The 13,301-nt window shown below is 39.8% G+C and carries 8 protein-coding genes; 6 read left to right on the top strand and 2 right to left on the bottom strand.

The window, feature by feature from the left end; genetic code table 11:
- The first annotated feature begins 23 nt into the window (after nucleotides 1–23).
- Nucleotides 24–1,832 (top strand): glutamine--fructose-6-phosphate transaminase (isomerizing), encoded by a 1,809-nt coding sequence (glmS, locus tag KBU52_RS05905; protein ID WP_254724909.1) that lies wholly within the window; start codon nucleotides 24–26, stop codon nucleotides 1,830–1,832.
- A gap of 104 nt (nucleotides 1,833–1,936) precedes the next feature.
- On the top strand, nucleotides 1,937–2,449 hold the full coding sequence (locus tag KBU52_RS05900; protein WP_254724910.1) for a hypothetical protein: 513 nt from the start codon (nucleotides 1,937–1,939) through the stop codon (nucleotides 2,447–2,449).
- Between the two features lie 75 nt (nucleotides 2,450–2,524).
- On the opposite strand, the gene KBU52_RS05895 is transcribed toward KBU52_RS05900, so the two are convergent.
- Nucleotides 2,525–4,000, bottom strand: a complete 1,476-nt coding sequence (locus tag KBU52_RS05895; protein WP_254724911.1) for a M protein trans-acting positive regulator PRD domain-containing protein — start codon at nucleotides 3,998–4,000, stop codon at nucleotides 2,525–2,527.
- A 157-nt stretch (nucleotides 4,001–4,157) separates the two neighbouring features.
- Nucleotides 4,158–5,642, bottom strand: coding sequence for a DUF1846 domain-containing protein (locus KBU52_RS05890; RefSeq protein WP_006149519.1), 1,485 nt, complete (start codon nucleotides 5,640–5,642; stop codon nucleotides 4,158–4,160).
- Between the two features lie 149 nt (nucleotides 5,643–5,791).
- On the opposite strand from KBU52_RS05890, the gene KBU52_RS05885 reads away from it, so the two are divergent.
- The 4 genes from KBU52_RS05885 to KBU52_RS05870 all read left to right on the top strand — a co-directional run bounded on the left by KBU52_RS05885 (nucleotide 5,792) and on the right by KBU52_RS05870 (nucleotide 13,300).
- Nucleotides 5,792–7,402: an alpha-glucosidase gene (locus tag KBU52_RS05885; protein WP_254724912.1), complete on the top strand. Its 1,611-nt coding sequence runs from the start codon at nucleotides 5,792–5,794 to the stop codon at nucleotides 7,400–7,402.
- A 168-nt stretch (nucleotides 7,403–7,570) separates the two neighbouring features.
- Nucleotides 7,571–9,538, top strand: coding sequence for a peptide ABC transporter substrate-binding protein (locus KBU52_RS05880; protein WP_254724913.1), 1,968 nt, complete (start codon nucleotides 7,571–7,573; stop codon nucleotides 9,536–9,538).
- Between the two features lie 159 nt (nucleotides 9,539–9,697).
- Entirely contained in the window at nucleotides 9,698–11,656 is a 1,959-nt protein-coding gene (locus KBU52_RS05875) for a peptide ABC transporter substrate-binding protein (RefSeq protein WP_254724914.1), read from the top strand.
- A 195-nt stretch (nucleotides 11,657–11,851) separates the two neighbouring features.
- Nucleotides 11,852–13,300: an LCP family protein gene (locus KBU52_RS05870; protein WP_254724915.1), complete on the top strand. Its 1,449-nt coding sequence runs from the start codon at nucleotides 11,852–11,854 to the stop codon at nucleotides 13,298–13,300.
- Nucleotide 13,301: the final 1 nt, after the last annotated feature.

Here is a 13,301-nt window from a genome sequence, read left to right as displayed (position 1 = left end):
AGCAGGTCTGTGTCGTATATACTATGTGTGGAATTGTTGGTGTTGTTGGGAACACAAATGCAACTGATATTTTGATTCAAGGACTTGAAAAACTCGAATACCGTGGTTATGATTCGGCTGGAATTTTTGTTCTAGGTGGTGCTGAAAGCCATTTGGTCAAGGCTGTTGGTCGTATTGCAGAATTGTCTGTTAAGACAGCTGACGTTGAGGGAACAACTGGTATCGGACATACTCGTTGGGCCACTCACGGAAAACCAACGGAAGATAACGCTCACCCACATCGCTCTGAGACAGGACGTTTTGTCTTGGTGCACAATGGGGTGATCGAAAACTATCTAGAAATCAAGGAAGAATACCTTGCAGGACACCACTTCAAGGGACAAACAGATACAGAAATCGCTGTTCACTTGATTGGAAAATTTGTGGAAGAAGACGGCTTGTCAGTTCTTGAAGCCTTCAAAAAAGCTCTTCACATCATCCGTGGTTCTTATGCCTTTGCCTTGATCGACTCTGAAAATCCAGATGTCATCTATGTTGCCAAGAACAAATCACCTCTCTTGATTGGTCTTGGAGAAGGCTATAACATGGTCTGCTCAGACGCCATGGCTATGATTCGTGAGACCAACCAATACATGGAAATCCATGACCAAGAATTGGTAATTGTGAAAGCTGATAGCGTCCAAGTACAAGACTATGATGGAAATAGTCGTGAGCGTGCCAGCTATACAGCTGAGCTTGACTTGTCTGATATCGGTAAGGGAACTTACCCTTACTACATGCTCAAGGAAATTGATGAGCAACCGACAGTTATGCGTAAGTTGATCCAAGCTTACACAGATGAGGCTGGTCAAGTAGTGGTAGACCCAGCTATCATCAAGGCTGTTCAAGAGGCAGACCGTATCTACATCCTTGCAGCTGGAACTTCTTACCATGCAGGATTTGCTTCTAAGAAGATGCTAGAGGAATTAACAGATACGCCAGTTGAACTTGGTATCTCATCTGAGTGGGGCTATGGGATGCCACTTCTCAGCCAGAAACCACTCTTCATCTTTATCAGTCAATCTGGTGAAACAGCTGATAGCCGTCAGGTTTTGGTCAAGGCCAATGAAATGGGAATCCCAAGCTTGACAGTGACAAACGTGCCTGGTTCAACTCTGTCACGTGAAGCCAACCATACCATGTTGCTTCATGCAGGTCCTGAAATTGCCGTAGCTTCAACCAAGGCATATACAGCGCAAATCGCAGCCCTTGCCTTCCTTGCAAAAGCAGTTGGTGAAGCAAATGGCAATGAAAAAGCGCAAGCCTTTGACCTGGTTCACGAGTTGTCTATCGTGGCTCAGTCTATCGAATCAACCCTTTCAGAAAAAGAATTAATTGATAGTAAGGTTCGTGAGCTTCTTGAAACAACACGCAATGCCTTTTACATCGGACGTGGTCAAGATTACTATGTAGCCATGGAAGCCAGTCTCAAACTCAAAGAGATTTCTTATATCCAATGTGAAGGTTTTGCGGCTGGAGAACTCAAGCATGGAACCATTGCCTTGATTGAAGAGGGGACACCAGTTTTAGCTCTCTTGTCAGACCCAGTTCTTGCTAACCACACTCGCGGAAATATCCAGGAAGTGGCAGCTCGTGGTGCTAAGGTCCTCACCATCGCAGAAGAAAATGTTGCTAAAGATACAGACGACATCGTTCTTACGACCGTACACCCTTACCTCTCACCAATCTCAATGGTCGTACCAACGCAACTAGTCGCTTACTTTGCAACCCTTCACCGTGGACTTGATGTGGATAAACCACGGAACCTTGCTAAGTCTGTAACGGTAGAATAAGGAAGTCCTGTTACTGAATTCCAACATTTCTTGTCAACCTAGCAAAATCTTGTTATACTATAGAAAAGTAGTTAACAGTGTAGTATAAGGAGATTGGAGCGGAAATGAAAAAGGGGAAAATTTCAACGATTATAGGACTCTTGTTAGCAAGTTCGTTTTTGATTCGGACTGTCATTATTCATCAAATGAGAGCTTCAAAGAAACAAGAGAGTGAAAAGATTGCTGCAGTTCAGGAATTTATCAAATCCCAGGAACAGGCTGATTCAGAAAAACAAAAGAATTCTCTTAAGGATATTGTTGGCGATGGATCAGGACCTAGCTATGACAAAACCATATTTGTGAATAATCAATACAATATTGGTGTTCGAGACGGGGCTTATTATCTAGTGACCATAAGTAGCAAAAAAGAACTCTTGCTAGAGGGGGTCGACAACGCCTATGCTTTGGCTGTTAAGAATGAAGATAAAAACAAACAAGAAGTTGCTATGGTTGTTCACAAAGATGGAGCTTGGCATATTATAAATGAAGAAGGGGAAGTCACAACAACCCTTGACCGACAATATATAACCGCTCATACCAAGCTTGTGATTAAGAATCAGACAGTTGATTTTGAATAATGTAACTGTTGTATGATTTTTAGAAATAAATAGATTTTAAAAACCTCCTAGATTCTTTCTAGGAGGTTTTTAAAGTTATAAATCTTGCATAGAAATCTTATTGAGTTCATTAACAACTTGCAGAATAGATAGTCGACTGATATTGATGACGAGCATGTCTTCGAGGCCTTTGATATCAAAATTAGTGATAATAGCATCGTAGTCACTATCCATGATTTCTTCGATGTTAAGGGTTTCTTTATCCCAAGTTTCATACTGGATGTTATTTGAAGTATGGAATTCGTAGAGAGAAATCAAGAATTCTGGATGGGCAAAGTCATACTCACTCAGAACTAAGACCTTGACTTTCTTTTTATGTTCAAATAATTGATCTGTAAGCCCCTCAGCGTGGGTAAACAGGGTGTAGATCAGGTGAGAAAGGGCAGGAGTCTTCTCCTTTTGTCCCATAATGTTCTTGTATCGCATCATTTCAAAGACGGTTGCTTCATAAAATTTAGGGAAGAATTTTTTAATTTTTCCAAGCGTATAATCCTTGTTTTGTGAAATGATCGATTCGGAGTTGATTTCTCTTCGCTCTAGCAAGGCGGTGTTGTGCAGGTTCCAAATCAAGGTATCCGTATTTGAAAATTGAACACCAAATCTTCGAGTTAAGTTGTCTAGGATATCTCGCGCAGCATGATAGGAACGATCGACTTGTTCGTAAGACTGACGAGCCTCTAGGAAATCTTCGACTGTAAAGAAAAGACCAGGCTCAGCAAAGGGACTGAAAATCTGATTAAGGTTTTCAGGGGTGACTTCAACATTGAGCCCTTGGGCCAAGTCTTGTAACTGATGCTGAAAATCAGAGAGTTGATCGTAGATAGGGCTCAACCAGGAAGTGGTTTGTTTTGGGAAACGAACAAAATAACCTCTCTTCATTCGGTGCAAATCGACTGTAGCCTGAGTTCTGATTTGATAAAGATTTTGATATTTTGCAGGGAATTTCGCCAAATTGATAAAGAAGGAAACAAAGCTATCAATGTCTGCTTCTTTGATTTCTGTGAAGGGCCATTCTAAAAAGCTATATGCCTCATGGAAATATTGGGAGAAGAAAAATCGAATATCTTTTTCATCACCAATAATAGAGATAGGGGTTACCTTGAGCTTGAAGCGGTAGGTTCCGTCAAGAATCTTATTGATGTCCGCAACCTTCTTACGCAAAGAAGGAAGGGAAATATCCAAAGATTCGGCAAGGTGTTCATAGGTAAAGGGGCTGTTCAAGAGGAAGAAAGCTTTTAAAATTTGGAAATAATCAGATGTCTGTAAAAAATATTGGTAGATTCGCTCAATACCATTATTTTTTACATTCACCATCATAATCCCTGCAGTTGAATGTCTGATATCAAAGTCAGGAAAGACTTCGCGTAAATCCTTTATATCACTCTTGATGATGCGAGCATTGTAGCCAATGATCTTAGATAAATCATCTAGGTAAATCCAGTCAGGATTTTCAAACAAATATTCTAAAACCTTTAATTGCCTTTGCTCTTTTTGGCTGAGTAATTCTCTCATTATAAATAAACTCCCGAAGTAATGTTAGAATAATTAGAAAAGAAGATAACCGAAGATTATCAGAATTCTAGCATAAAAGAAAGCCACCCCTTAAGAGAGATTCGAAATCTATCGAGGAGGGGTGATGCTTGATATGAAGTTCTTACGAGTCTTCAATCTACTTACGATATAAACGATCGTATTGGTAGTATGGATCAAAGGTTACGTTAATTCCCAATTTACGGAGAACGTTCTTGTCTTCATCTGTTAAGATAATCGTAGAATGAGCTTCGCTACCTTTGAGATTTCCGAGTTCTTTCATAGCGCGGTCTGCATCAGGATTCTGCATAGCTGTGATTGCAAGAGCGATAAGAATCTCATTAGAATGAAGACGTGGATTGCGACTACCTAAGTGATTGATTTTCAAACCTTGGATTGGTTTCACCACTTCTGGTTCAATTAACTTGGTTTCAGCATCGATATTCGCTGACTTCTTGATAGCGTTGATCACGGCAGCAGCTGTCGGACCAAAGAGTTCTGAATTCTTACCGGTGACGATTTCACCAGAAGGTAACTCAAGTGCTAGAGCAGGTCCATCTGTTTCTTCTGCTTTTTGTCGAGCGGCAACAGCAACCTTACGGTCAGCTGGCGTGATGCCGAGATCATTCATGAGAAGTTCGATTTTCTTGACAGCAGATTCAGCAACTTTTTCAGCCTTGAAGTCGAGAACTGTTTGGTAGTAGCGACGGATAATCTCTTGTTTCGATGCTTCAATTGCAGCATCGTTATCAGTGATTGCAAAACCAACCATATTTACACCCATGTCAGTTGGAGATGCATAAGGAGATTCACCCAAGATACGTTCGAGCATACGCTTGAGAACAGGGAAAATCTCGATATCACGATTATAGTTGACTGTAGTTTCACCGTAAGTTTGGAGATGGAATGGGTCAATCATATTGACATCATCAAGGTCTGCTGTAGCAGCCTCATAAGCCAGGTTAACTGGATGATGGAGAGGTAGATTCCAAACTGGGAAGGTTTCAAACTTAGCATAACCGGATTTGATGCCATTCAGTTGGTCGTGGTACATGTTGGACATACAAGTTGCCAACTTACCTGATCCAGGTCCAGGAGCAGTCACGACAATTAAATTGCGACTCGTTTTGATATAGTCATTTTTCCCCATACCTTCAGGAGAGATGATATGGTCCATATCTGTCGGATAACCCTTGATTGGGTAGTGGAGATAAGAGTCAATCCCATTTTTTGCTAATTGATTACGGAAGGTATCTGCAGCAGGTTGACCGGCGTATTGTGTGATAACGACAGAGCCAACAAAGATACCAAGTTCGTTAAATTTATCAATCAAACGAAGCACTTCTTGGTCGTAAGAAATACCCAAGTCACCACGAGCCTTTGAGTGCTCGATATTGCTAGCGTTAATAGCAATAACAACCTCGACTTGTTCTTTCAACTCTTGCAAGAGTTTGATTTTGTTATCCGGCTCATAGCCAGGAAGGACACGGGCAGCGTGGAAGTCCTCCAACATCTTGCCTCCAAACTCCAAGTATAGCTTGCCGTCAAACTGGTTAATACGCTCCAAAATATGGTCGCGTTGTAAATTTAGATATTTTTCAGAACTAAAAGCTTGTTTTTTCATTTTTTTACCTCTATTTTCTATTATATAAAAAAAATAGAAGATAAGAAACTACAGAGTAATAAAAGTAAGAAAAAAGATAAAGCAAACGCTTGCATAAATCATAAAAAAAGTCTATGATGGAGTAAAGTGAATTTAAAAGAGGTGAAAATATGCAAGAAAAATGGTGGCATAATGCCGTTGTTTATCAGGTCTATCCAAAAAGTTTCAAGGATAGTAATGGAGATGGGATTGGTGATTTGCCTGGTATTACTAGCAAGTTAGACTATCTAGCTAAGCTAGGAATTACGGCAATTTGGCTTTCACCAGTTTATGACAGTCCAATGGATGATAATGGCTATGATATTGCCAACTACCAAGATATCGCTTCTATCTTTGGAACTATGGAAGATATGGATGAGCTCATTGCCGAAGCCAAAAAAAGAGATATTCGAATCATCATGGACTTGGTTGTCAATCATACATCCGATGAGCATGCTTGGTTTATCGAAGCTTGTGAAAATCCTGATAGTCCTGAGCGAGACTACTATATCTGGCGTGATGAACCTAACGAATTGGAGTCAATTTTCAGTGGTTCTGCCTGGCAATATGATGAAAAATCTGGTCAATACTATCTACACTTTTTCAGTAAGAAACAACCAGACCTCAATTGGGAAAACGAAGAGCTCCGTCATAAAATCTATGAGATGATGAATTTCTGGATTGACAAAGGGATTGGTGGATTCCGTATGGACGTTATTGACATGATTGGGAAGATACCTGACCAGAAGATTGTCAACAATGGTCCCATGCTTCATCCCTACCTCAAGGAAATGAATCAGGCTACTTTCGGCGACAAAGAGCTCTTGACAGTAGGGGAGACATGGGGAGCAAATCCAGAAGAGGCCAAGAAATATTCGAATCCAGAAGGTCAAGAGTTGTCTATGGTCTTCCAGTTTGAACATATCTGTCTTCAGTATCAGGAAGGACAACCTAAGTGGCACTACCAAAAAGAGCTAAATGTAGGGAAATTAAAAGAGATTTTCAACAAATGGCAGACAGAATTAGGAGTTGAGGATGGCTGGAATTCCCTCTTCTGGAACAACCATGACCTTCCACGAATCGTCTCTATCTGGGGAAATGACCGAGAATACCGTGAAAAATCCGCCAAAGCCTTTGCAATCTTGCTTCATCTCATGAGAGGGACTCCTTATATTTACCAAGGGGAGGAGATTGGGATGACCAATTTCCCATTTGAAAGTTTGGAGCAAGTAGAGGATATTGAATCCCTCAACTATGCCAAAGAAGCGCTAGAACAAGGTGTACCGCTAGAGCAAATTATGGATAGCATTCGTGTGATTGGACGCGATAATGCGCGTACGCCAATGCAGTGGGATACTACAGACTTCGCTGGCTTTTCAAGCGCGAAACCATGGTTAGGAGTCAATCCAAACTATGCGAAGATTAATGTAGAAGAGGCTTTAGCAAACCCAGATTCCATCTTCTATACTTATCAAAAATTAGTTCAGATTCGAAAAGAAAACAGCTGGCTGGTTCAAGCTGACTTTGAATTATTAGAAACGGCTGAGAAAGTCTTTGCCTATATTCGCAAGGACGGGGAGCGCCGTTTCCTAGTAGTAGCTAACCTCTCAAATCAAGAACAAGAATTTCACTTTAATGGAGTTCTCAAATCAATCTTAGTTGCTAACACCGAGGTTCAAGAAAATCTCGAGCAACTAACACTAGCTCCTTGGGATGCATTCTGTGTCGAATTGACCAATTAAACCTAAAAAACTCAAGTATCCAAGATGCTTGAGTTTTTTCTAAAATAAGTGTAGAAATTTCTTAAAAAAATATTATTTTGAATTTTCTAAAAAATTGCATGAAAACCCTTGCTTTTATAAAAAAATAGGGTATAATGGTGAAAAATAGTATTTTAAAGGAGAATACCGATGAAATCGAAAAAGTTGCTCGCAGTAGCAGGGATAACGATGAGTGCAGCTCTTCTTTTAGCAGCTTGTGGAAAGACAGAGAAAAAAGCAGATGCTCCTACAACATTTTCATACGTATATGCCATCGATCCGTCAACATTGGACTATAGCGTTACTAGTAAAAGTTCAACATCGGACGTCATCGCTAACTTGGTCGACGGACTCTTGGAAAATGACAAATACGGAAACTTGATTCCATCTCTTGCTGAAGACTGGTCGGTTTCACAAGACGGTTTGACCTATACTTACAAACTACGTAAAGGTGTCAAATGGTATACTTCTGAAGGTGAAGAGTACGCTGAGGTCAAGGCTCAAGACTTTGTGACTGGTTTGAAACATGCTGCTGATGGTAAGTCAGATGGCTTAAGTCTGATCCAAGATTCTATCAAAGGTTTGGCAGAATATGTCAGTGGTGAAAGCAATGACTTCTCAACAGTTGGAGTTAAAGCAATTGACGACTACACTGTTCAATACACCTTGAACCAGCCAGAAAGCTTCTGGAATTCCAAGGTGACAACAGCGACTATGCTCCCTGTTAATGAAGAATTCCTAAATTCTCAAGGTAAAGATTATGGTGCAGCAACACCTTCAGGTATTCTCTATAATGGACCATATATTTTGAAGAACTTCACTTCGAAATCAGTGATCGAGTACGAAAAAAATCCAAATTATTGGGATAAAGACAATGTTAAGATTGACCACGTCAAACTTACTTTCTACGATGGTTCTGACCAAGAATCATTGATTCGTAGTTTCTCATCAGGAGCTTATACAACAGCTCGTCTCTTCCCAACAAGTTCAAACTTTGATTCAACTAAGCAAGAATACGGGGATAAGATTGTCTATAGTCCGCAAGAAGCGACCAGCTATTACTTTACTTTCAACGTGAATCGTCAGTCTTACAATAAAACAGCAAAGACAGATGAAGCACAAAAGACTTCTACAAAAGAAGCGCTTCTCAACAAAAACTTCCGCCAGGCAATCAACTTTGCTCTTGACCGTCATTCTTACTCTGCTCAGATGAATGGTGAAGAAGGAGCGGACAAGATTATCCGTACCAGTCTTGTACCTTATGACTATGTTCAGGTTGGTGAAAAGACCTTCGGTGAATTGGCTCAAGAACAATTAGTAACATACGGAGACCAGTGGAAAGATGTAGCTTTGACAGATGGTAAAGACACTATTTACAATCCAACAAAAGCAAAAGCTGCCTTTGAAAAAGCAAAATCAGAATTGCAAGCTAAAGGTGTAACCTTCCCAATTCATTTGGATATTCCAGTTGAACAAACAGATGTCATTGCTGTTCAACAAACCAACTCCCTCAAACAATCTGTCGAAGCAGCACTTGGGACTGAAAATGTTGTCATCGATGTGCTTCAAATGACAGATAATGAGAAAATGAGTATTACTTCTCAAGCTAAGGTTCCTTCTCAAAAAGACTATGACTTGAATGGAACTGGTTGGGGACCAGACTATCAAGATCCAGCTACTTATCTTAATATCCTGGATGCTAAGAAGGGTTCTGCCCTTAAACACTTGGGTATTACAAAAGGTAAAGATACAGAAGTCATGGCTCAAGTTGGTCTTGATGAGTACAAGAAACTCTTGGATGATGCAGCATCAGAAACAACCGACCTTAACAAACGCTATGAAAAATATGCCAAAGCACAGGCTTGGGTATCTGATAGCTCACTCCTCATCCCTGTAGCGTCTTCAGGAGGTTCTCCTACAGTTAGTCGTACAGTACCATTTTCGAAAGCCTACTCTCAAGTTGGTATCAAGGGAGATCCGTTTGTATTTAAAGGTTTAGAGTTGCAAAATGATATTGTGACCACTAAAGAATACGAAGAAGCTCTCAAAAAATGGCAAAAAGAAAAACTTGAAACAAACGCTAAATATCAAAAAGAGTTAGCAAACCACGTTAAATAGCCTTTGCCAATGAGTAAAGAAATCCAGTTTTTAAGCTGGATTTCTTTTTTTTGTTTTATTGCCGATGAGAGATCGATTAGTATATAACTTTACTTTTAGGGTGAAATTTGATAAAATAGACTTATGTCATAAAACCTAACATTTAAGGAGAAATGAATCATGAAACTCAAAAAACGACTGATTGGAGCGGGGCTGACGCTTGCCGCGGCGGTCTTATTGACAGCGTGTGGGAAGTCGGCATCAGATGTTAAAACCTACTCGTCAACATTTGGTGCCGATCCAACAACCTTCAACTACATTTTGGATTATTCTGGTGACAATACTAATGTTATTACCAACTTGGTAGATGGGTTGCTTGAAAATGACAATTATGGAAATCTCATTCCTGCTCTTGCAGAAGATTGGAGTGTTTCAAAGGATGGTTTGACTTACACTTATAAACTTCGTCAAGATGCAAAATGGTTCACTGCTGACGGGGAAGAATACGCCCCAATTAAAGCACAAGATTTCGTCACAGGTATCAAGTATGCAGCTGATAACAAGAGTCAAGCTCTCGATTTGATTCAGAACTCAATCAAGGGATTAGATGATTATGTGACAGGCGCAAATACTGACTTTTCAAATGTTGGTGTGAAAGCTGTAGATGATTACACTGTCCAATATACTTTGACACGTCCAGAACCATTCTGGAACTCTAAGACTACCAATAGTATCTTGTTCCCAGTCAATGAAGAGTTCTTGACTTCTAAAGGTAAAGAATTTGGAGAATTGAAACCAGATAGCATTCTCTACAGTGGTCCTTATTTGTTAAAAGATTTCACATCAAAATCATCACTCGAGTACATGAAGAACCCTCATTACTATGACCAAGAAAAAGTGACGATTGAAAGAGTTAAACTGGCTTATGTTGATGGTTCTGACCAAGACATGACAATCCGTAACTTTGAAAGTGGTGCTTATTCATCTGCAGGTGTTTATCCAAACAGCTCAAACTTTGCTAAGACAAAGGAAAAATACAAGGACAACATCGTCTATAGCTTGCAGGATGCGACTTCTTGGTACTATAATTTTAACGTTAATCGCCAAACATACAATCATACAGCTAAGACTAGCGATGAGCAAAAACAAGCTACCCAAGCTGCGATTTTAAATAAAAATTTCCGTCAAGCAATCAACTTTGCCATTGACCGTACAGCTTATTCAGCTCAGTCTAATGGAGAAGAAGCAGCTAAAAACACTCTTCGTAACACACTTGTGCCACCAACTTTCGTGCAAGTAGGTGACAAGACTTTTGGTGAGACAGTTTCATCTAAGTTGGGAAACTACGGTACGCAGTGGTCAAATATGAATCTTGAAGACGCCCAGGACGGCTACTTCAATAAAGAAAAAGCACAAGCTCAGTTTGCAGAGGCTAAAAAAGAGCTAGAAGCACAAGGTGTGACATTCCCGATTCATTTGGACTTGCCTGTAGACCAAGTTAATAAAACCTTGCTTCCGAAGATTCATTCGCTGAAACAATCTGTCGAATCAACTCTTGGGGCAGAAAATGTAGTGATTGATGTTGTTCAAATTTCAACAGAAGACTATGCCAATGCGACATTCCAAGCGCCAACCACAGCTGATCATGACTATGATTTAAACTTGGATGGTTGGTCTGCAGACTACCAAGATCCATCGACTTATCTCAATCCTTTCAATGCTGAGGATGGATTCTATCTCAAGATTTTAGGACTTGATCCAAGCAAGGATACTGATAAGATTACAAGTATCGGATTGGACCAATATACTCAAAAATTGAAAGCGGCAGATGCAGAAAATACAGACGTAGCCAAACGCTATGAAAACTATGCAGACGCACAAGCATGGTTGATTGATAGTTCGCTATTGCTCCCTGTAAATTCAAATGGTGGCGGGGCTTCAGTAACACGTGTTACTCCATTCACACGAGCATACTCACTTGTCGGTATCAAAGGAACTGGAAGTAACTACAAGTACATGAGATTGCAGACAGATGTCGTTACAAGCTCTCAATTTGCTGAAGCGAAGGCTAAATGGGAACAAGAACGTAAAAATTCTGTCGAAAAGAGTCAAAAAGAATTTGAAAGCCACGTTAAATAATAAAAAAATAGAGCTTTTTAAGAGCTCTATTTTTATTTTAGTTGTTTTTTGAAAACATAAAATGTAGTAAAGGCGCTAATAAATATACACTCACTAAATACATTTTTAAAATAAAACGTTTCCTTGACTAATGTAGATAGCCTTTAGAGATACTTTGTGATATAATTAAATTAAAATGTTTTGAAGAGGTGTTCCATGAAAAGTAGACGCATAAAAAAAAGTAAATCTAGTAAATTTCAGCTGAGTTTAAACATAGGTTTGTTGCTAATCTATGCTGTTCTAGCTTCTTTTTTATTGTTTTTGATTTTTAAATACCAGATTTTAGCGGTCAGCTATCTTAATATTATCTTGGCAGTAGTTTTAGTGCTCATAGCATTATTATCCCTCTTGTTGATCGTTAAGCGCAAAGCCAAGGTGTTCACTTTGATAGTCCTATTGCTCTCAGTTTTATTTAGCTCTGTAGCTTTGGTAGCTGTAAATCGATTTGTTGGACTCGCTAATCAATTTAATGCAACTTCAAATTATTCAAGCTACTCTATGAGTGTGGCAGTGCTAGCAGATAGTGAGATCGATAGCGTTTCTCAACTTTCTAGTGTAACTGCTCCAACAGGAACAGATGCTGAGAATATTCAAAAATTGATAGATGACATTAAAACAACTCAAAGCAAGGAATTGACAGTTGAGGAAGCTTCTTCTTACCTAGCAGCCTATAAGAGTTTGTTAGATGGAGAAACCAAAGCAATCGTCTTAAACGGTGTTTTTGAAAATCTGATTGAGCAGGAATATCCCGACCACGCTAAGAAGATCAAGAAAATCTATACCAAGGACTTGACTAAGAAAGTGGAAGCGCCTAAGGTGGCTACAGGAAATTCTTTCAATGTCTACATCAGCGGGATTGATACCTATGGTCCTATCAGTTCTGTTTCGCGCTCAGATGTCAATATCATCATGACAGTGAATCAAGATACTAAGAAGATTCTCTTGACGACAACTCCTCGAGATGCCTATGTCCCTATTGCAGATGGTGGAAACAACCAAAACGATAAGTTGACGCATGCGGGTATCTATGGCGTAGATGCTTCTATCCATACCTTAGAAAATCTTTATGGTATCGACTTGAACTATTATGCCCGTCTCAATTTCACTTCTTTCTTGAAGTTGATTGACCTTCTTGGAGGCGTTGACGTATATAATGACCAAGAGTTTACTGCTCATACAAACGGCAAACACTACCCGGTTGGAAATATTCACCTTGATTCAGAAATGGCTTTAGGTTTTGTCCGTGAACGTTACTCTTTGACAAATGGTGATGGAGATCGCGGTCGTAACCAACAAAAAGTCATTACAGCCATCATTCAGAAGATGACTTCGGCAGAAGCCTTGAAAAACTACGATGGCATTATTCAAGGTTTACAGGAATCAGTTCAGACCAATATGCCACCAGAAACAATGGTAAGTCTTGTCAATGCTCAGTTGGCAAGTGGAGGGAAATATACAGTAACCAATCAAGATCTGAAAGGAACTGGTCGTATGGGTCTCCCGTCTTACGCTATGCCAGATAGCAATCTTTACATGTTAGAAATTGACCCAACAAGCTTGGAAGCTGTTAAAACGGCTATTAAAGATACCATGGAAGGAAAATAAG

This window comes from Streptococcus sp. 9.1(2021) (genome assembly GCF_030466425.1).
In the GTDB taxonomy this organism is placed as follows: domain Bacteria; phylum Bacillota; class Bacilli; order Lactobacillales; family Streptococcaceae; genus Streptococcus; species Streptococcus wuxiensis.
Note: the sequence above shows the minus strand (reverse complement) of the source record. Positions and strands in the feature narration are given on the sequence as shown.